This is a genomic window from Mesorhizobium sp. LjNodule214 (assembly GCF_964252735.1).
Classification (GTDB): Bacteria; Pseudomonadota; Alphaproteobacteria; order Rhizobiales; family Rhizobiaceae; genus Mesorhizobium.
On the sequence record NZ_CAXUPE020000002.1, the window covers coordinates 1,108,411 to 1,128,405 of the forward strand.

The following is a 19,995-nucleotide window of genomic DNA, read 5'->3' on the forward strand; positions in this document are numbered from 1 at the left end:
TTTCACGCTTTGCTGCCTGCATGGCCGTCAATCCTGGTTGATGGTGGCGGGCAGCCGCAAAGGCCTGGCAGCCCGCCATTACGCTCAGCCTATTTAACGCCAGCCTTTTCAGCCGCGTCGAGGAACGGTTTTCCCTTTTCGGCGGCATTTACCTTGTTGATCAGCACCGCAGGCACGAAAGTGAAGGGCGCCACGTTCTGGCCGGCGAGATATCTGGCGGCATTGTCAACCGATGTCTTGCCGATTTCATAGGGCTGCTGCGCGGCAACCGCGCCTGCCGACGACTTCGGATCCATCACCATCTTGATGACCTCCGGGCTGCCGTCGATGCCGTAGGTCTTGACCTCGTTGCGGCCGGCAGCCTCGACCGCCTGCGTGGCGCCGATCTGTGGCACGTCCCAGCAGGCCCACACCGCGCCGATCGAGTCCTTCTCGGGCGACTTGGTCAGCATGTCAGTCACGTTGGAATAGGCGCTTTGCACGGTGTTCGGGATGACGTCGCGCAGTTCCGGCTCGACGATCTTCACGTCGGGGAACGAGGTCAGCACATATTTCAACTGGTCGTAGCGGATCTTGCAGACCGGCACGCTGTAGAAGCCATTGAAGACCAGCACATTGCCCTTGCCGCCCATGTCGGCGACCATCTGCAGCGCGATCTCGGCACCGATATTGTAGTTGTTGGAGGTGGTGTTGTTGATGGCATGCGGTGTCGCGGTGTCGACCGTGAACAGCGGGATGCCGGCGTCGCGGATCTTCTGCAGCCACGGGTTCAGCACTTCGAGGTTGCCGAGCTGCTCGATGATGGCATCGGGCTTCTGGGCGATCAGCGTTTGCAGCTGCGCGATCTGCTGCTGGTCCTTGCGGCCGGCGTCGAGCGCTATGACTTCGCCGCCCAGCTCCTTCACACGGTCCTGGATGCCGCGGAACGCCATCAGGTCCCAATAGTGATCGGTGCCGATGGCGGAAACGCCGATGCGCTTGCCCTTCAGCGACAGTTCCTCGGCACTCGCGCTCGAGATGGCAGCCAGGCTGCAAGCCGCCGCCAACCCCAAAGCGAGCGCCTTGACGAGGCCCTTCATTGATCTGGTCATTTCAATTCCTCCCTTGTTGATCGCTCCGGGCCTTCCCGGAGGATTCTGCCAGATGACTGCGGCTCAGGCAGCAGCCTCCTTGTCGCGTAGGCCATAGCTGGCCATGCGCTTGATGACGTTTTCGATCTCCTCCTCGGACAGGATCGGCGGTTCGCCGAGCTGCAGGCAGCCGTGATACTGGCGCGCCAGCGTTTCCACCTCGACCGCCAGCCACATCGCCTGGCTGAGGTTGGAGCCGACCGCGATCATGCCGTGCTGTGCGAGCAGGCAGGCCTTGCGGTCGCGCAGCGCCTCCACCGCATGCGCCGAGAGCTCTGCCGTGCCGAAGGTGGCGTAAGGGGCGCAGCGAATATCGCTGCCGCCGGCGACCGCGACCATGTAGTGGATCGCCGGTATCTTCCTGCCCATGATGGCGATGGTCGTGCAGTAGGTCGGATGCGCGTGGACAACCGCGTTGACCTCGGGCCGCGCCTTCATGATGTCGAGATGGAAACGCCATTCGCTCGACGGCGGCAGGCGCCCGTCGACCTCGCCATCCCACGCCATGAAGACGATATCCTCGGGCACCAGCGTCTCGTAAGGCGTGCTGGTCGGCGAGATCAGCATGCCTTCGCCATGGCGCCGGCTGACATTGCCTGACGTGCCCTGGTTGATGCCCAGCGCGTTCATCTCGAGGCAGGCGTCGATGATTGCCTTGCGTGCCTCTAGGTCCGAAACGGTCATGCGATATTCCAATCCTTGCTCGGCCCTCACCAGGCCGTGTAGCCGCCATCGATCGACAGGATCGCGCCGGTGACGTAGCTCGACGCCGGTGAGGCGAGAAACAGGATCGCCGAAGCGATCTCCCGCGGCTCGCCGAGCCGGCCCATCGGCGTCATGTCGATCCAGGTGTTGAAGAGTTCTGGCCGCTCGCGCATTTTCAGCGTCATCTCGGTACCGACATAGCCCGGCGCCAAAGCGTTGACGCGAACGCCCGATTTCGCCCACTCGACGGCGAGCGCCTTGGTCATCATGTGCACGGCGCCCTTGCTCACCATGTAGGAGGGCGCGGTCTGCGGACGGTTGATGATCAGGCCCGACATCGAGCCGAGATTGACGATCGAGCCCTTCTTGCGGGCGACCATGGAGCGGCCGAAGGCGCGCGAGGCCCAGTAGACGCCGTTGACGTTGACATCCATCACCTGGCGCCATTCCTCGTCTGATGTGTCGAGCGCGGTGTTGAGGCGGGCGATGCCGGCGCTGTTGACCAGTATGTCGACCTGGCCGAGGTCGCTGACGATCTGGGCGGCCATCGCCTCGACGGCGCGCGGATCGGTGACGTCGAGCGCGTGGCCATCGACGCTTGCGACACCGGCGGCCGTGAGCGCCTCGGCGGCTGCATCCAGACCTTGCATATTCATGTCGAGCAGGACGACGCGCGCGCCGCAGGTGCCGAGCGCCTTGGCGGCCTCCAGACCGATGCCGCTGGCGCCGCCAGTGACGACGGCAACCTCGCCCGTCAGGTCGAATTGCGACCGGTAGTCCATGCAAATCCTCCATCAGGGCCAGGCTTGAGCGCGGGCAAAATCTTCCCCTCGCCGCTAAGGCGGCGTTGCAAGCCGATCGATCCTGATAATGCCTTAGTGGTCAGGCTCCTCCCGACCCCATGGCAAGGACGTTACAGAAGCTTCCCGGGTCCGTCAATCTGGTTATAACCAGAAAACAGAATCTTTTTCGACTGATAAAACTCAGGTGCGATCGACACCGTTCACCGTCGCCGACGGCTGCTCGACCGCCATGTGGATGCGGGCGACGGAGGAGTTGTAGAAGGCCTCGTAATATTCGAGCGCCGCACCGTCCGAATCATAGGCGATCGACTCGATTTCGATCAGCGGCGTGTTGGCGGCAACGCCCATCTGCTCGGCCTCTTCCTTGGTGGGCAATGCCGCGCGCAGCCAACGGTCGGCGCGCTTCACCGTCAGGCCGAACACCGCGCGGATGGTACCGAAGATCGACTGGTTTTCGGACAGGATGTTTTCGAGACCGGGGACCCGGTGCCCCGGCAGGCTGATGCGTGTCATGGTGATCGGCGAGCCGTCGGTCATGTAGACGCGGCTGATGCGAACCACGCTGCCATTGGCGGGAATGCCGAAGACTTTGGACTCCTTCTCGCTCGGCGGGCAGCGGTAGATCTCCAGCGTGCGCGTCGAGACCTTGTGGCCTTTGGCCGTCAGGTCGTCGAACACGCCGAGATTGGCGGTCATGAAGTCGACATGCTCGCGGGGTGCTGCGACGAACATGCCCTTGCGCGGCATCTTGATGATGCGGCCTTCGCTGGACAGGGAGCCGATCGCGGCGCGCACGACCGGGCGCGAGACGCCGAAGAAGTCGCAGAGCGCCTGCTCGGAGGGTATGCGCGAATTGGCCGCCAGCAGGCCGGTGTTGATCGCTTCCTCGACCTGGTTGCGCAATTGGACCCAGAGCGGCGCTGCTTCGTCGCGATTGAGCTGGACCTTGGAGCCGATCGAGCGGAACGCCTCGGCAGCTCCGGCATCTTCCTGGTCGTAGCGAGGACGCCCGCGCATTCTGGTCGTTTGTTCCATTCGGTTCCGCCGCAAAATCATTTGCCGCGACTTAAGGAGGCGGCAGCGTCCTCCCTAGCGGAGGCCGCCGGCCATATTCACGCTCTCCGGCAAGTTTCGCAACCACAGCATGGCGACTGTCCCGAGAAGCGGGCCGGGAACGAGCAGCAGGAAGGCCCAGCGCCAGCCGCCGATGAGGTTGGCAAAGCGCGGCGTCAGCCAGATGGCGAGCACCGTCAGCGCGAAGCCGGCGCCGAGTTGCACCGACAGCGCCGTGCCGACGAAGCGACGGTCGGCGAGCTCGGTGACGGCAGCGGAGAACTGCGCGGAATCGCCGATCACCGAAATGCCCCAGACGATAGCGACGAACATAAACAGCCAGAGCGGCCCCGTGAACAGGAAGCCCATCAGCAATGCGCAGCTTCCCGAGACGACCATCATGCCGGCTGTGGTCGCCGTTCGGCCGATGCGGTCCGAAAGATAGCCTCCGAGCAGGCAGCCAAGGATGCCGGACGCGACGACGAAGAAGGTCGACAGCGAGGCGGCCGCGGCCGTTCCGACGGCCTGCGCCTCGAAAGCGGCGCGCGTATAGGCAAGCAGCCACGCCCACATGGCATAGAGTTCCCACATGTGGCCGAGATAGCCGAGATTGGCGAGCAGCAGCGGCTTTTCGCGAAATACCTGACCGATGCGCGACGGCTCGAACACCGCCTTGCCGAACGGATAGGGCCCTTCCCTGGCAAACAGCAGGAACAGCAGCGCGCCGATCGCCGTCGCCAGGCTGGCGGCGGCAACCACCGGCCGCCAGTCGAGCGCGCTCAAGGCGGCGCGGAAGAGATGCGGCAGTGCCGAGCCAATCGTCAGCGCGCCGATGACCGCGCCGAGCGCCAGCCCCCTGTCGCGCGTGAACCAGGTTGCCACCACCTTCAGCGCCGGCGGATAGACGCCGGCAAGTGCTGCTCCGGTGACGATGCGCGCGGCGATGGCGCTGCCCGCTTCGGGATGAAACAGCAGGCTGGCATTGGCCAACGCGGCGACAAGTGCTGCGGCGGCCATGAGACGGCTGAGCCGCACCAGGTCGGGAAGGTTGACCAGGCTCGCCGCCAGCGCGCCGATCACGAAACCGACCTGGACGCCGTTGGTCAACCAGGCCTCGGCGCCAGGGCCGAGAGCCAGTTCCTGCTTCAGCTCGGGCAGGATGGCGGTCGCCGAAAACCAGGTGGTCAGCGACAGAACGACCGCCAGGCACAGCAGCGACAGCACACGCCAGCGTTCGCTGTCGGCCGCCACGCCAGGACGGCTGTCGTCCATCGCGATCATGCGCCTTGCAGCGGCACGGTGAACACCGTCGCCGTGCCGGTGAGACAAAGCTCGCCCTGGCCGTTGCGCACTGATGTCTCGATCTTGCAGATCGGTTTGTCGGGGCGCACGTCCTTGACCTCGACGCGTCCGGTGATCTCTTCATCAACACCAACCGCCTTGACGAACTTCCAGGCGACTTCAAGGAACACGGTTCCGGGTCCCGGCAGATCCTCGGCGACCAGCGCGTTGAGGATTCCTGACGTGACGCCGCCCTGGACGATCAATTTGCCGAACACCGACTTCTCGGCCAGCGCGCGGTCGTAATGCAGCGGATTGCGGTCGCCGGTAATGTCGGTGAAGGCCTCGATGTCGCTGACGCGCGTGCGGCGCGTGCGCTCGGCAAAGGCGCCGACTTGCGGGCGCCCCCTCACCACGCCTGCCCAGCCGTCTTTCGTCTCTGTGCTCATTGCGGCTTCTCCTCTGTTGCGGTTTCGACTGATTTGAAGGCTGACAGGACGCGGCCGCCGATCGCCGTCGGCGCGAGCAGCAGCGCGTCTCCTACGCTGGGCGATCGTGTGCCCGGCAGGATGAAGCTCAGCATGGTCGGGCCCTCGGCCAGTTCGACCAGACCGACCACATAAGGAGCAGCCGGCAGCCAACCGGGATGGCCTGGATTGTGCACTTCTGAAAAGGATTTCAGTTGGCCCCTGCCGGACGCCTCTTTCCAGACCAGGCGCTTGCTCCAGCAATGCGGGCAGATTGGGCGCGGATAGAACACGGCCTTGCCGCAGTCCTCGCAGTGCTGGATTTTCAGCCGCCCTTGCGCCGCCGCATCCCAGAATGGCTGGGTCAGCGCGGTGATCGTCGGACCCGGGGTCTTCAAGGCGTTGAGATCGACGGACATCAGGCGGCTCCCAGCACGAGCGCGGTCGCCTCGCTCATCGTCGCGCCATTGCCACTAACAAGCGCGAGCTCGGCCTTGCCGATCTGGCGCTCGCCCGCCTCGCCGCGCAGTTGCCGCACCGCTTCGACGACATGGGTCATGCCGCCAGCAAGGTCGGGCTGGCCGAAACCGAGCTGGCCGCCATGGGTGTTCAGCGGCTTGTCGCCATTGTGGGAAAGGTCGTGGTCGCGCAGCCATGCGCCGAACTGGCCAGGCGCGCAGAGGCCTGCATCCTCGATCGTCGTGGCGATCATGATCGTGTAGCAGTCATAGAGCGACAGGAGATCCATCTCGTCGGCCCTGGTGCCGGACTGCGCGAAGGCCCGCGCCATGGCGCTCTTCAGCGGACCGGAGGTGAGGCTGGGCGCCTGGCTGACCGCGCGATGCGTGACCTTCTCGCCGGCCCCCAGCAGATGCACGGGTCTTTTTGTCAGCGAGCGCGCGCGTTCGGCCGAGGTGACGACGACCGCCTCGCCGCCGGCGACCGGCATGACGATTTCATAAAGATGCAGCGGCGAAGCGATCATCGGCGAGGCCAACACCATCTCCACATCCGCCGGCTTGCCGAAGAAGATGGCGTCGGGGTTGAGCTGCGCATTGGCCCGCGCCGCCGCGGCGATCAGCGCGAAATCCCGCGCGGTTGAACCATACTCCGCCATATGCGCCTGCATCAGCAGCGCGTAGGAGATGTTGGCGCCCGAGGCGCCGAACGGCACGTCGAACTCGCGGATCGGATTGCGGTTGCGCGAGCGAGGTGCTGCCTCCTCGCGATTGTTGGCGAGCACGCACAGCACCGTCTCGCACATGCCGGCCTCGATTGCCGCCGCCGCGCGCCAGACCATGCCGGCACCCGAAGCGCCGCCGAGGTCGACGACATTGGCCATGGTCGGCGCAAGCCCGAGATACTCAGCGATGGTCGCCGGAACATGTTGCGGCGTCTCGCCAACCTGCGGCCCGACGAGCAACCCATCGATCGCAGCCGGTTCCAGCCCGGCGTCGAACACCGCCAGACGCGAGACCTCGGCGATCATTTCCAGCGTCGTCACGCCACTGGTCAGGCGTTGCGGCTTCAATTCGCCGATGCCGACGATCGCTCCCTTGGCCCGGTTCATGCCGCTCTGCTCCTGTCGAGCGCGCGGTATTCGTCGAGGCATGCGGGATTGGCGAGCGAAGCCGTATTTTTCACCGGCTTGCCTTCGAGCGTCGTTCGCGCAGCGCCTTCGACCCTCTTTCCGTTGAGCGTGTAGGGCACGGCCTGCACGGCGTGGATGCGATGCGGTACGTGACGGGGCGATGCGCCCTCGCGGATCACGCGGCGGATTTGCGCGGCAAGTTCGGGCGTGAGGCCAAAACCGTCGTTCAGCTTGACGCACAGCACGATCTCTTCGTCGCCTTCGACCGGCGCGCCGAAGACCAGGCAATCCTCGATCTCGGCGAAGCTCTCGCAGGCGGCATAGATTTCGGCCGTGCCCATGCGCACGCCACCGGGCTTCAGCGTCGTGTCCGAGCGGCCGTGGATGACGGCCGAGCCATAGGCGGTCATCTCTGCGACATCGCCATGCGTCCAGATTTCCGGGCGCGCCGCGAAATAGGTAGCGTGGTAGCGCGCGTCGCCATCCTCGCCCCAGAAGGTCAGAGGCATGGACGGGAATGGTTCGGTGCAGACGAGGTCACCCTGCCGGCCGATGACCGGCGCATTGCGCTCGTCCATGACAGCAACCGCGAGGCCCAGCCCTTTGACGGTCAATTCGCCACGGCGAACGGCATGGATCGGCGACCCGAGCAGGAAACAGCCGATGATCTCGGTGCCGCCCGAGATCGAGGCGAAGATCATGTCCTGCCTCACATGTTCGTAGGCCCAGTCGAACTGGCCGGGAGAGACCGGTGCGCCGGCCGAGAGCAGGGAGCGCAGCGAAGACAGGTCGTGCAGACGTCCCGGCGCGTAGCCTTCGGCGGCCAGCGTCGCCAGATATTTCGGGCTGGTGCCGAAATGGGTAACGCGCGCGCGCTGCGCCATTTTCCAGAGCGGACTGGGGTCGAGGCCCTCAGCGGTCTTCAGGATCGGCGCGCCGTCATAGAGCACAACAGCCGCGCCGCAGGCGAGGCCGGAGATCAGCCAATGGTACATCATCCAGGCTGTGTTGGTGTACCAGCTCATCACGTCGCTCGCGCGAACGTCGCCATGCAGCAGATGCTCCTTCAGGTGTTGGAGCAGCACGCCGCCGGTGCGGTGGACAATCGCCTTCGGCGCACCCGTGGTGCCCGAGGTGTAGAGCACATAGGCCGGATGATCGAAGGGCACGCGTTCGAAGACGAGCGCGCCGTCGTCGCCGAAATCGTCCAACCCGACAGATTGCGCCGAACATTTCGGCATTGTGGCGTCATTACCGGTCAGCACCATTATCTGGACGGTCGGCAACGCCGCAACGATCTCCGCCAGCCGCTCGGAGATGTCGTGCTCCTTGCCCGCATAGCGGTAGCGCGGCGCGGCGAACAGAACCTTGACCCCAATCTGCCCAAGGCGATCGACGATCGCGGCGGCGCCGAAATCCGGCGAACAGGACGACCAGGTGGCGCCCACCGCAAGCGTCGCCAAAAGTGCGACAAGACCTTCGAGCCGATTGGGCAGGATGCCACCGACACAGTCACCTTTGCCGACGCCGGCCGCGCGAAGACCTTGTGCTGTCCTGGCGACGAGCCGCCGCAATTCGGCAAGGGTGAAGGATCGAAAATGGCCGCCTTCGTCGGCCTCGATGACAGCGAACTTTTCCTCGTCGCCGCGCAGCATGTTTTCCGCGAGATTGAGCGACGCATCCGGAAAGAAACGGCTGCCCGTCATCGGCGCCAGATCATCGCGCAGGAGAGAAATCGCGCCGGGATCGCCGATCACGCCGCCGAAGTCCCACACCGCCCGCCAGAACGCGCCGGGGTCACTGACCGACCAGCGATGCAGCGTTTCGTAGTCGCGCGGGTCGAAACCGTTGGCCAGACAAAAGCGCGCAAGGTTGGACGATTGGAACGCGGCTGGCGCCGGCGTCCAAAGCACGGATGACATGGATTTCCTCCCGGAATGCAGGCCGGCGCGAAGCCATCATCTTGTCTGCATGTTGCTTTCAGATTATTGGTTATAACCAGAATGTCAAGCGGCGACACAGCCCTCTGTGCAGCAAAGGTGGAGGACAGGAAATTGAAGGATTCGGTGTATATCGTCGCGGCCAAGCGCACGCCGATCGGCAGGCTGAACGGCGCGCTCGCCAGTCTCTCGGCGGCGGACCTGGGCGGGCAGCTCATTCAGGCGATGCTTGCCGAAACCGGGCTTGCGCCTGAGTCCGTCAGCGAGGTGATCTTGGGCCAGGTACTGACCGGCGGCGCCGGCCAGAATCCGGCAAGGCAGGCATCGCTCAGGGCTGGCCTGCCGGTCAGCGTGCCGGCCATGACCGTCAACAAGGTCTGCGGCGCCGGCCAGAAGTCGATCCACCTCGCCGCGCAGGCCATTCGCTGTGAAGACGCAGACTGCGTGATCGCTGGTGGGCAGGACTCGATGACGTCGGCGCCGCATTTCATCTCCGGCATACGCGGCAGCGTGCGCATGGGCGATCAGATCTTGAGGGATTCCATGATCACCGACGGACTCTGGGACGCCTTCCATCAGGTTCATATGGGCGTCACGGTCGAGTCCCTGGCGCAGCGCTACCAGATCACGCGTGATGAGCAGGACCGCTTCGCGCTGTGCTCGCAGGAGAAAGCCGACGCTGCCATTCGATCGGCAAGGTTCGACGACGAGATTGTCCCTGTCTCGATCAAGACTAGGCAAGGCGATGTCGTCGTTGACCGCGACGAGCATCCAAACCCCTCGACCACCCTCGAAGGACTTGCCCGGCTGAAGCCGGTCTTCGACCCGGCGGGGACAATCACGGCCGGCAACGCCTCCGGCCTCAATGACGGCGCGGCGGCGGTACTGGTTATGTCGGAGACACGGATGAGGGAGTTCGGGCTGGAACCCCTCGCCCGCATTGCGTCCTATGCTTCGGCGGGAGTCGAGCCGATGGACATGGGGCTGGGGCCTGTCGCGGCCTCACGCCTTGCGCTGGAGAAGGCCGGCTGGCAGCCATCCGAGCTCGACGTCATGGAGATCAATGAGGCCTTTGCCGCGCAGGCCATCGCGGTCAACCGCGAGATGGGCTGGAACGAGGAGATCATCAACATCAGCGGCGGCGCCATCGCGCTCGGCCATCCGCTCGCCGGATCCGGCTGCCGCATCGTGGTGACGCTGCTCCACGAGATGACGAGGCGCCAGGCACGCAAGGGCTTGGCCTCGCTCTGCATCGGCGGCGGCCAGGGCGTGGCGATATGCTTGGAGCGATGAGGCTGAATCTCTGCGCAGTTTTAGGCTGAGAGAACTGGGCATGGTCTTGGCCACGCCGCCTACTGACGTCATAATCCGACGAACGGCAGCTTTGGGTCAACGGCAAAGCTCAACTCTACGACCGACTTGCGGCGCAAAGCTGCCATTCAGTAGAAGACAAATGCGATCGGCGAGGATCTGGACCACTTCTTGAATCTACATTGGCGAACCGCTTCTTAAGTTATTGATAGATAACGATCATGTTGGTCGCTGAGGGACGACGTCTTTTCAACAAAATCAATCAGTTAGCGGATGGTTCGCCCAGCAATATCCTTCGTATGTCCTCGTATGGTGTGGCGACCCGAAGAAGAGAGGTGATTAATGCAGACCAAAAACACTGCCTGCTGGCTCGCGCTATCCGAGAACAACATATTCGGCATATTAGTGATACGGCCCTCTGAGGTTCGATTTTTCAACTCCAAAGCAAAGACGGTTTATCAGCTGGACGAGCCCCTCGCCTTGTTCGGCGGCGATCTTGCTGCGCTCGTCCGGCCGCGCGCTTGAAAGAGCCTTCCACAGCCGGGCTTGCCGATCACAGAGATCGGCGAATTCAGAGCATTCCTGAGGGGTCAGATTCAAAAGATCGCTTCCCGTCACCGGCCCGACGCCAGAGGGGGTGGTTGCCCCCAGAGAAAAATACCTTGGTGGCACGGTACCTTTTGCGTTCGTCACCGACTGGCGGCAGATGACATCGAATATCTGGTCGACGGCCTGTTTGGCGCCGGCGACTCGCGAGGGATGATCCGTGTCGGCCGCAGCGTGCGGCAGAAGCTCAAGTTTGTCGCCATGCCTCTCGACGAGGTCGAGATAAGGCAGCATCGGACCGGAAAGACGCCCGGTCGATACATCGCTGAAGAGATCGGCATCGATAGCTGCGTGGCGTACCTGACCTGCATCCAGCGCGTCGCCAAGCGCCGCAATATCGACAAGCTCGCCGCGATCATAGTTGACCAGCACCGCGCCCTTGTTCATGCGTGACAGGACATCCGCGCCGACGAGTCCGGCATTGGCGTAGCGGCCGCTTTGCGCGTCCTGCTTGCCCAGGCCGACATGGACGCTGAGCACATCGGCGCCATCAGCCGCGTCGGCAAGGTCCGCCGCAAAGGAAAAACCCTCGGCTTCTATCCAGTCGCGATGCCTAGGCCTTGCATGGATCACCACGCGCATGCCGAAGGCGCGGGCGAGCTTGGCCACCTCGCGGCCGATATTGCCATAGCCGATGATCGCGATGGTCTTGCCTTCGAGTTTTTCGGTCGGAAAATCGCGCAGCTCCCTGCCGGTGTCGAAGGCGCCGCGCGCCACACGCTCGTGAAGCCTGTCGACCGGAAGATCCGGCAGCACTTTCAGGATCGCCTTCATCACCATCTGCGCCGTGGCGCGGCTGTTGATGCCGGGCGTGTTCATCAGCGCCGCGGTGCCGCCCTCGCCACTGCCGCCGCCCCAGGAGCGCGATCCCATATTACCAGTGCCGGCACCGATCCGCACGCCAGCTAGCGGAAAGACGGTCTCAGCAGGCAGAAAGGTCGCGGCGGCGATGACGGCGTCATAGCGTCCGTCGCCAGCGACTTCGATCAACTCCTCCTGGGTACTGAGGTCCGGTTGGTAGAAGAAATGCACCCGGCCCCGCTCCAGGCCCGCTTTGTCGCCAAGCGCGGACGGGTGGAAGCGGCCGCCCTTGGCCTCAACATGCGCACGCACTTCGCTTGAATCAGGCTTGCCGTCGGGGCCGAAGCGCAGGCCGATCAGATCGCAGATCAGCACGGTGTAGCCGCGTTGCGGATCGATTGGGTTCTCGGCCTGTGTATTGGTGTTCGCTGTCACGTCGTTTCCCCATGCAAGAACGGAAAGGCCTGCCGGTACAGCAGCACGCTCTGAATCAGAACCTATCCGCCCGGAAGGGTGTCAGATCGATCGCTGGCGGCAAACCGGCAGCAAGCTGCGACACGATCTTGCCGGTGACGGCGCCGCCGATGAGACCTTGATGGCCGTGACCGAAGGCATAGATGACGTTCCTTGCCCGCGACGCCCGGTCGATGACCGGAATGCTGTCGGGCGTGCCCGGCCGGTGCCCCATCCAGCGCGTTACCTCGCCGACCTCCAATTTCCGGAACATCGGCCGCGCCTGTTTGAGAAGAACATCCGCCCGGTTCATGTTGGCGGGCGCCTTCAGGCCGGCGAATTCGACATTGCCGGCGATCCGCAGGCCGTCCTCCATGGGCGAGGCGACGAACTTGCGGTCGGCCGAAATGGTCTGGATGCGCAGGCCAGTATCGGCCCCCTTGACCATGATGTGGTAGCCGCGCTCGCTTTCGAGCGGAATGCGGTCGCCAAGCTTGCGGGCGAGATCGCCCGACCAGGCGCCGGCGCACAGCACCACGGTTTCGACCGGGATGCGCCCGCCACCTTCAAGCTGCAGCGCCGACGGACCGTTGGCCGCCATTTCGAAGCCGGCCACGCGTGCGCGCGCGAAGCAGGCGCCCTGACGCGCGGCATGTTCGGCGAGCCTGGCGACAAGCCGGCCGGGATTTGGGCACTGCCCCTGTTCGGGCAAATAGACAGCACTCTTGAAGATCGGCGCCAGGGCCGGTTCGAGTTGGCGGATTTCGTCTGCATCGAGGATGTCGACCTTGACGCCGTGTTCGCGACGCAGCCCAAGACCATAGGCGCCCTTCGACGGGCCGTCGACCGTTTCGTGGACGAAAAGCTGGCCGCGCTTCTGCAAAAGATCCTCGCAGCCGGCAGCCTTGATCAACGGCTCGTAGCACTCAAATGTATAGCGGTGCAGTGAGCGCATCGCCGCCGATATCTCCTCGACGCGCGGCTTGCGGCTGGCGGCGAGGAAGCGCAGCAGCCAAGGCAGCGCGTGCGGCAAGTAGGCCAGCCGCACGATCAACGGACCATCCGGATCCATCAGCCATTTCGGCACGTTGCCGAGCACGCCCGGCATCGAATTCGGGATGCAGGATCCTGGACAGATGCCGCCGGCATTGCCGAAGGAGCATTGCTCCTCCGACCCCGGCAAGGCCGGATCGACCACCTCGACGGCAAAACCCTGCTCAAGCAAATAGTTCGCGGTGCAGACGCCGATGATGCCGGCGCCGATGACCGTCACCTTGCCGCGTCGCGTGCTTGTCGATGTCATGGCAATCTGTCCGGATTGTGCCGATCAGGGCGCGATCGCGCTCGGCGTGCCGGCGCGGAACGCCGGAAGGGAACGCGCTACCATCTGCTGCAGCATGCGGAAGTCGGAGAGATAGGCCATGAAGCGATAGCCCAGCTTGCGCATGTCGACGCCATAGGCGACCGAGCCGCAATGGATGCCCGGAATGACGCCGGCCTCCTTGCACTTGGCGGCAATGTATTCGATCGCCTCATAGACCGCCGGATAGCGCGGATCGAAACCGGGCGCCTCGCCCATGGTGACGGCAAGGTCCGACGGACCGACGAAGATGGCGTCGAGGTTGGGCGTCTTCAGGATGTCTTCCAGGTTCTTCACCGCCTGCTCGCTCTCGATCATCGCCATGGTGATGATGGTGTCGTTGGCATGCTGGAAATAGTCCGCGCCGGCATAGAGCGAGGCGCGCAGCGGGCCGACGCTGCGGCCGCCCTTAGGGAAATAGCGGCAGGCCTTGACGAAGGCGTCCGCTTCTTCGGCGGTGTTGACCATCGGGCAGATCACGCCATAGGCGCCGGCATCGAGCACCTTGCCGATGATCGCCGGATCGTTCCACGGTACGCGCACCATCGGCGTCGTGTCCGTCGTCGAGATCGCCTGCAGCATCGGCACGGCGTCGACATAGTCGGTCGCGCCATGCTGGAGGTCGACCGTCAGCGCATCCCAGCCCTGCTGGGCCATCAGTTCCGCGGAGATCGACGATGGAATGCCGAGCCAGCCCGTCACCACTTCGCCGCCGGCAGCCCAGATATCCTTCACCTTGTTCTTGCGCATAGCCTTGAGATCCTTTGCTATTGTCGGGAATTCAGAATCAGGTCCGCCGCTTTTTCGGCGATGGCGATCGTCGTGATGTTGGTGTTGGCAGCGACGATCGTCGGCATGATCGAGGCGTCGACGACGCGCAGGCCCTGCACGCCGCGCACGCGGCACTCGGCATCGAGCACCGCCAGCGGATCGCTATCGGCGCCCATCTTGCAGGTGCCCGAGACATGCCAGCCCGACCAGACGGATTGCTTGACCCAATCGGCGATCAGCTCTTCGTTCTTGAGCATTGCGTGGATACGGTCGGTGGTGCCGAACTTGCGCCTGAGCAAGGTCTCACGGAAGAAGGGCGCGTAGTCGAACAGATAGGCGGCGGTCGCCGTCTTGACCCAGTTCCACGGCTTGCGGACGCTGAGTGCGCGGGCTTCGTCGCTATAGCCGGCCAGGAACCATGTGTTGACGTGCTGGCGGACCTCAGGCGCTTCCATGATCCTGCAAATGCGCTTGAAGCCGTCGACCAGGCGCATCAGGTCGCGGCCGTCGGAGGCCATGTTCAGATCGACGATCGGTTCATCGGTCTGGACCGCCGACTTCAAGGTGACGGTGCCGCGCGAATAGGATTTGTTGACGCAGACGTTGAGCGCGCCCATCGCCTTGCCAAGCGGGTGCCAGCCGGCGCGATTGACCGGCATCAGCAGCATGTCGCCCGGATGGCAGCCGGCATGGTTCGAGGAGTATCTGACGCCGAGAAAGATGTGCCGTCGCTGACCGGGCCGCAGCCGCGCGGACTTCTTGAAATGGGCGCCGACGGCCAGATGCGGGTGGTCGGTCAGGTTCTCGCCGACACCAGGGCGCTCGGCAATGACCTCGATGCCCAGCCGCTTCAGTTGAGCCGCCGGCCCGATGCCCGCGCGCAATAAGATGGCCGGCGAATGGAGGGCCCCGGCCGAAACGATCGTCTCGTTGGCGTTGTAGATCTTCGTCTGACCATCGATGGTCACCCTGGCCCCATTGATGCGGGTCCCCTCACTCATCAGCCCTTCGACGAAGGCGTTGGCGAAGATATGAAGGTTCTTGCGGGCGCGCACCTCGGCGTCTAGATAGCCGATCGCCGTCGACACGCGACGGTCGTTCTCGTTTGACAAAGGCAGCGGGAACGATCCGTCCTCGAAACTGCCATTGTAGTCCGGTCGGTAGGGATACTCGCCTTCCGTCTGCTTGAGCACGGATTTGGTGAAACCGGCCCAGTCCTGCGGAAAGACGCGGCGGATCGGAATCCGGCCGGTCTTGTTGTGAAGCTCGCCATCGAAATCGAGGTCGCGCTCGAGTTTCTTCAGGTAGGGCAGCATGCCGTCCCATCCCCATCCGGGCAGGCCGAGACCTTCCCATTCGTCATAGTCGTGCGGCAGGCCGCGCACGGCGAACTGGCCGTTGATGCTGGAGCCGCCACCCATCACCTTGGCCTGTTCGAGCTTGGCCGTCTTGACCACTTGCGCGTTCTGCTTCGGCGATCGGTTGAAGACGCGCAGCTCCGTCCAATGGTATTTTGGGTCGAAATAGGAAAGGCCGGGATAGCTGTCCGCGATCACCTCAGGGACATCGTCCGGCGGCGTATCGGGCCCGGCTTCGAAGAGAGCGACCTGCTTGATGCCGTTTTCCGAAAGACGGCTGGCAAGCACGGCTCCAGCTGAGCCGCCGCCGACGATGATGTAATCGAATTGCATGTGCTTGCGCTCGCTCAGGCGTAATTGGCCCAGATGGCCTTTTGGCGCAGGAACGCCTCGATACCGGCACGGCCCATATCCTTGCCGAAGCCGGAGCCCTTGTAGCCACCGGCCGGATAGGTGAACTCCGGGCCGCGCCCGTGCTGGTTGATCCAGACCATGCCGGCCTCGATCGAATCCGCCGCCTTGAGCGCCTTCTTCAAATCCGTGGTGTGGACGCTGGCGGCAAGCCCGTAGACCGGGTGCGCCGCCTGGGCGAGGCCTTCCTCCAGATCGGCAAACGTGCGCACCGTCAGCACCGGGCCAAAAAACTCCTCCTTGAAACCAATATTGTCGTCGGCGACGTTCTCCAGGATCGTCGGCGCAAAGAAGTTGCCTTCGTTGCGGCCTTCGAGCACCGTCCCGCCGGTGACCACCGAGGCGCCCTCGCCGATGCTGGCGCGGACCATGGTATCGATGCGCTCAAGCTGCTTGCGACTGATGATCGGCGCGAAGGTCGTCGTCGCGTCCCAGGTCGGTCCGGCCTTGATCGCCTTGGTCCTGGCAATGACGCGCTCGACAAGTTCGTCGGCGATCTTGTCCTCGACGATCAGGCGCGAGCCCGCCGTGCAGACCTGACCGGCATTGTCCATGAACGCCGCCGCGACGCGGCCGGCCACGACATCGATGTCACCGGCATCGGCAAACACCAGCTGCGGGCTTTTGCCGCCAAGTTCGAGGGTGACCGGCTTGATGCCGGACTGGGCCGCCAGCGTCATGATCGCGGCACCCGTCTGCGTCGAGCCGGTAAAGGAGATTTTCAAAATATCGGGATGCCGCACGATCGCCGCTCCCGTCGTGTGACCATAGCCGTTGACGACATTGAACAGGCCGGCGGGAACGCCGGCCTTGGCCGCGAGCTCCGCCAAGGCAAGAAGGCTGTGCGGGGTCAGTTCGGAGGTCTTCATCACCACCGCATTGCCGGCGGCCAGCGCCGGGGCGAATTTCCAGGCCGCCGTGATCATCGGAAAGTTCCAGGGAACGATCGCGCCGACAATGCCGTAAGGCTCATGCTTGACGATGCTGAGCGCATTCGCTTCGGTCGAGGTGACCGTGCCTTCGGTCTTGTCGCAGAACTCGGCGTAGTAGCGCACGACGCCGGCGGTGCGCACCGCGTCGCGGGCAATCGTCATCGAGATCAGCCGGCTCGATCCCATCGCCTCAAGCTGTCCGAGATAGGTGGCGTTCTGTTCGATCAAGGCCGCGAAACGCATGAGCGCGGCGGCACGATCGCGCGGCGCGATCTTCGCCCAGCGGCTCTGCGCCAGCGCCCTTTTTGCGGCATCGACGGCCTGCTGCACCGCGGCTTCGTCGCCGTCAGTGACAAGACCCATTGGCTGGAGATCGGACGGCCTGAGCACCTCGATCTCCGTGCCGGGCAATTCAATGAATCGTCCCCCGATATGGTGGCCCCTTGGAACGGCGATTGTGGCGGGTTCGAAACTCAATGTCATCGATGTCTTTCCTTTTGCGGCCAACTCGAAAGGGGCCGCATTCGACGATGTCCGCTAGACTGTTGTGCGCGAAGAAGGCGTGCCCTTCAGCACGCCTTCTCAGCCTCACGCGCCTCGAGGAACGGGCGAAGCAGATCCGCCGATTCATGGAAGCGTCCGACAAAACTCTTCAGACGCGGATGTTCAGGATGCAGCAGGACCTTGGAGGGCGGCCCCTGCTCGGCGACCAGCCCTTGGTCGAGGAACACGACCCGATCGGCGACTTCGAAGGCAAAGCCCAACTCATGGGTGACGATCACCATGGTCATGCCGCTCTTGGCCAGCTCCACCATCGCCTTCATGACTTCGCCGACCAGTTCAGGATCAAGAGCCGAAGTCGGCTCGTCGAACAGCATCACCTTCGGCTGCATGGCCATGGCCCGGGCGATCGCGACCCGCTGCTGTTGGCCACCGGAAAGCTGGCGCGGATATTTTTCCACATGCTGCGACAGCCCCATGAGGTCGAGAAGCTTCAGCGCGGTCTGGCGCGCCTGCTCCTTCGGCTCCTTCTTGACGATGACCGGGCCTTCCATGACGTTTTCGAGCGCCGTCATGTGCGGAAACAGATTGAACTGCTGGAAGACCATGCCGGTCTTGGAGCGGATGCGGTTGACCTCCTGGGCCGGTATCTGGGCGCCCTTGACATCGGCCTGCCTGCTGAACAGCGTCTCGTCATCGATGACGATGCTGCCGCTGGTCGGCACGTTGAGCAGATTGATACAGCGCAGCAGCGACGTCTTGCCCGATCCGCTGGCGCCGATCAGCACGACAACCTCGCCTTCGACGACCGAGAGATCGATGCCGTTGAGCACGCGCTTGTCGCCAAACTTCAGGCAGATGCCATCCAGCCGCAGGACAGGCTTGTCGTTCTTGTCTGTCACGGCGCTTGGTTCACTGGCGCTCATTTCAGGCTCCCTCTGCTTTCGAGTTTCCTGGACAAGAGGGTCAGCGGGATCAGGATGATCAGGAAGATGACGCCGACGGCGGTATAAACTTCCATCGGCCGATAGGTGAAACTGCTGATATAGCTTGCCTGATAGAGGAGATCTGGAACCGTTATCATCGACAGCAGCGTCGTGTTCTTCATCTGGATGATCGACTGGCCGGCGAGCGGCGGGATCATCTTGCGGAAGGCTTGCGGCAGGATGATCCGGCGCATGCGCTGGCCGTAGGACATGCCGATCGCGGTCGCCGCGTCCGTCTGGCCTGGATCGACCGACTGGACGCCGGCGCGCAGGATTTCGGCGTAGAAGGAACCGACGTAGCAGCTCAGCCCGATGAAGCCGGCCCAGAATTTGGTGACATTGATGCCGGCGAAGATCGGGAAGGCGTAGTAGACCCAGAGCAGTGTGACGAGCAGCGGAATGTTGCGGAAGAACTCGACATAGATCTGGCCGAGGATGACCAGCGGCTTAAACGTGCTCAGCTGGATAAGCCCGATGAACAGGCCAATCAGCATGCCCGCGCCGATCGTGATCACGGTGAAATAGATCGTCATCAGGAGGCCCTGCCAGAGCAACCCGATATTGTTGGTTATGACTGTATAGTCGAACATGATGTCCTCACTGGCTCGATGCACGCCCAGTGGTGGCCTGACCGCCGCGCCATGCGGCGGTCAGGCTGTTGCAATCAGAAGCTGAAGCCTGCCGGAAGGATCGACAAGTCGATGCCGCGGGCTTCCCAAGAGCGGGCAAGCTTGCCCTGGGCGAGGCCGAGCGAACGCTCCTGCAGGATCCAGTTGGTCAGGAAGTTGATGAAGCCCGCATTGCCGGGCTTGCGTGCAACGGCAAGCGTCGCCGGATTGCGCAGGATCGGCTCGGGAAGCGACACATTGCCGATTTTCTGGTTGGTGATCTGCAGCGCATCGAAGATGGAAAACACGACGCCGTCGGCTCGGCCAGCCTGGAGTTCCATCAGTGCCAGGCCGCGATCTTCCACCGGCGTGATCTTGGCCTTCGGCAGCAACGCTTCAGCAACGACCTGCATCGTGCTGCCCTTCTGGACGACGACGGTCTTGTCCGGTGAGTTCAGTTCGGCCCAGGTCTTGACCGGCTTGCCGGGAGGCGTCAGCACGGCCCAGGCGTCGGTGAACAGCGGCTCCCAAAGATAATCGACGACAAGGCCGCGCTTCGGGTTCGGGTTGACGCCGATGGCGATGTCGATCTTGTTGGACTGGAAGTCGGCGGCCAGATTGCCCCAGGTGGTCTCGACAGGCTCGAGCTTGACGCCGAGCTGGGTCGCGATCTCGCCGAGGAACTCGTAGTAGAAGCCGCTCCACTGGCCCGTGGCCGGATCCTTGATGTAGCCCGGCTCCTCGCCGGTCATCACCGGAACCTTCAGCACGCCGCTGGCGCGGATCTGATCGATGACAGCGGATGGATTGTCGTCCGCGGAAGCGGCGATGGGTGCCGAGAGCAGGCCGAGGCCGATGGTCAAGGCGGCTATGAACGTACGAATGACTGTGAGTTTCATTTCATTCCCCTTTTCTGAGTTATTGGTT

Annotated in this window: 18 protein-coding genes; 1 reads left to right on the top strand and 17 read right to left on the bottom strand. The window is 63.6% G+C overall.

Going from position 1 to position 19,995, the window contains the following annotated elements; translation table 11 throughout:
- Positions 1-89: 89 nt before the first annotated feature.
- The 9 genes from ACSQ3Z_RS19055 to ACSQ3Z_RS19095 form a co-directional block, all read right to left on the bottom strand.
- Positions 90-1,091 carry a sugar ABC transporter substrate-binding protein gene (locus tag ACSQ3Z_RS19055; protein WP_436172851.1) on the bottom strand — a complete coding sequence of 334 codons (1,002 nt, stop codon included), beginning with the start codon at positions 1,089-1,091 and terminating at the stop codon, positions 90-92.
- A gap of 63 nt (positions 1,092-1,154) precedes the next feature.
- Positions 1,155-1,814, bottom strand: coding sequence for an L-fuculose-phosphate aldolase (locus tag ACSQ3Z_RS19060; protein WP_436172852.1), 660 nt, complete (start codon positions 1,812-1,814; stop codon positions 1,155-1,157).
- 26 nt (positions 1,815-1,840) lie between these two features.
- Positions 1,841-2,617: an SDR family NAD(P)-dependent oxidoreductase gene (locus ACSQ3Z_RS19065; RefSeq protein WP_436172853.1), complete on the bottom strand. Its 777-nt coding sequence runs from the start codon at positions 2,615-2,617 to the stop codon at positions 1,841-1,843.
- A 201-nt stretch (positions 2,618-2,818) separates the two neighbouring features.
- Positions 2,819-3,655: a GntR family transcriptional regulator gene (locus ACSQ3Z_RS19070; RefSeq protein WP_436172854.1), complete on the bottom strand. Its 837-nt coding sequence runs from the start codon at positions 3,653-3,655 to the stop codon at positions 2,819-2,821.
- 72 nt (positions 3,656-3,727) lie between these two features.
- Entirely contained in the window at positions 3,728-4,963 is a 1,236-nt protein-coding gene (locus ACSQ3Z_RS19075) for an MFS transporter (protein WP_436172855.1), read from the bottom strand.
- A gap of 5 nt (positions 4,964-4,968) precedes the next feature.
- Positions 4,969-5,421, bottom strand: coding sequence for a MaoC family dehydratase (locus ACSQ3Z_RS19080; protein WP_436172856.1), 453 nt, complete (start codon positions 5,419-5,421; stop codon positions 4,969-4,971).
- Entirely contained in the window at positions 5,418-5,858 is a 441-nt protein-coding gene (locus ACSQ3Z_RS19085) for a Zn-ribbon domain-containing OB-fold protein (RefSeq protein ID WP_436172857.1), read from the bottom strand. Before ACSQ3Z_RS19085 ends, ACSQ3Z_RS19080 begins: the two co-directional genes overlap by 4 nt.
- Positions 5,858-7,009 (bottom strand): thiolase family protein, encoded by a 1,152-nt coding sequence (locus ACSQ3Z_RS19090; RefSeq protein WP_436172858.1) that lies wholly within the window; start codon positions 7,007-7,009, stop codon positions 5,858-5,860. Before ACSQ3Z_RS19090 ends, ACSQ3Z_RS19085 begins: the two co-directional genes overlap by 1 nt.
- Positions 7,006-8,952 carry an acetoacetate--CoA ligase gene (locus tag ACSQ3Z_RS19095; protein WP_436172859.1) on the bottom strand — a complete coding sequence of 649 codons (1,947 nt, stop codon included), beginning with the start codon at positions 8,950-8,952 and terminating at the stop codon, positions 7,006-7,008. The genes ACSQ3Z_RS19090 and ACSQ3Z_RS19095 overlap by 4 nt, the downstream gene beginning before the upstream one ends.
- Before the next feature lie 132 nt (positions 8,953-9,084).
- Between ACSQ3Z_RS19095 and ACSQ3Z_RS19100 the strand changes: the two genes are divergently transcribed.
- On the top strand, positions 9,085-10,263 hold the full coding sequence (locus tag ACSQ3Z_RS19100) for an acetyl-CoA C-acetyltransferase (RefSeq protein WP_436172860.1): 1,179 nt from the start codon (positions 9,085-9,087) through the stop codon (positions 10,261-10,263).
- Positions 10,264-10,683: 420 nt separating this feature from the next.
- Here the strand turns inward: ACSQ3Z_RS19100 and ACSQ3Z_RS19105 are convergent, their stop codons facing one another.
- From ACSQ3Z_RS19105 to ACSQ3Z_RS19140, 8 genes are all read right to left on the bottom strand, one after another.
- A complete protein-coding gene (locus ACSQ3Z_RS19105; protein WP_436172861.1) occupies positions 10,684-12,123 on the bottom strand; it encodes an NAD(P)-dependent oxidoreductase in 1,440 nt (479 codons plus the stop codon).
- 55 nt (positions 12,124-12,178) lie between these two features.
- Complete coding sequence (locus ACSQ3Z_RS19110; RefSeq protein WP_436172862.1) at positions 12,179-13,444, bottom strand: NAD(P)/FAD-dependent oxidoreductase; 1,266 nt, start codon at positions 13,442-13,444, stop codon at positions 12,179-12,181.
- Positions 13,445-13,468: 24 nt separating this feature from the next.
- Positions 13,469-14,251 (bottom strand): HpcH/HpaI aldolase family protein, encoded by a 783-nt coding sequence (locus ACSQ3Z_RS19115; RefSeq protein ID WP_064987889.1) that lies wholly within the window; start codon positions 14,249-14,251, stop codon positions 13,469-13,471.
- Between the two features lie 17 nt (positions 14,252-14,268).
- Positions 14,269-15,963 (bottom strand): GMC family oxidoreductase, encoded by a 1,695-nt coding sequence (locus ACSQ3Z_RS19120; RefSeq protein ID WP_436172863.1) that lies wholly within the window; start codon positions 15,961-15,963, stop codon positions 14,269-14,271.
- A gap of 14 nt (positions 15,964-15,977) precedes the next feature.
- Positions 15,978-17,456: an aldehyde dehydrogenase family protein gene (locus ACSQ3Z_RS19125; protein ID WP_436172864.1), complete on the bottom strand. Its 1,479-nt coding sequence runs from the start codon at positions 17,454-17,456 to the stop codon at positions 15,978-15,980.
- Positions 17,457-17,542: 86 nt separating this feature from the next.
- Positions 17,543-18,400, bottom strand: coding sequence for an amino acid ABC transporter ATP-binding protein (locus ACSQ3Z_RS19130; protein ID WP_436172865.1), 858 nt, complete (start codon positions 18,398-18,400; stop codon positions 17,543-17,545).
- Positions 18,397-19,050, bottom strand: a complete 654-nt coding sequence (locus ACSQ3Z_RS19135; RefSeq protein WP_436172866.1) for an amino acid ABC transporter permease — start codon at positions 19,048-19,050, stop codon at positions 18,397-18,399. The genes ACSQ3Z_RS19130 and ACSQ3Z_RS19135 overlap by 4 nt, the downstream gene beginning before the upstream one ends.
- Positions 19,051-19,124: 74 nt before the next feature.
- On the bottom strand, positions 19,125-19,967 hold the full coding sequence (locus ACSQ3Z_RS19140) for a transporter substrate-binding domain-containing protein (protein ID WP_436172867.1): 843 nt from the start codon (positions 19,965-19,967) through the stop codon (positions 19,125-19,127).
- Between the last annotated feature and the right edge of the window lie 28 nt (positions 19,968-19,995).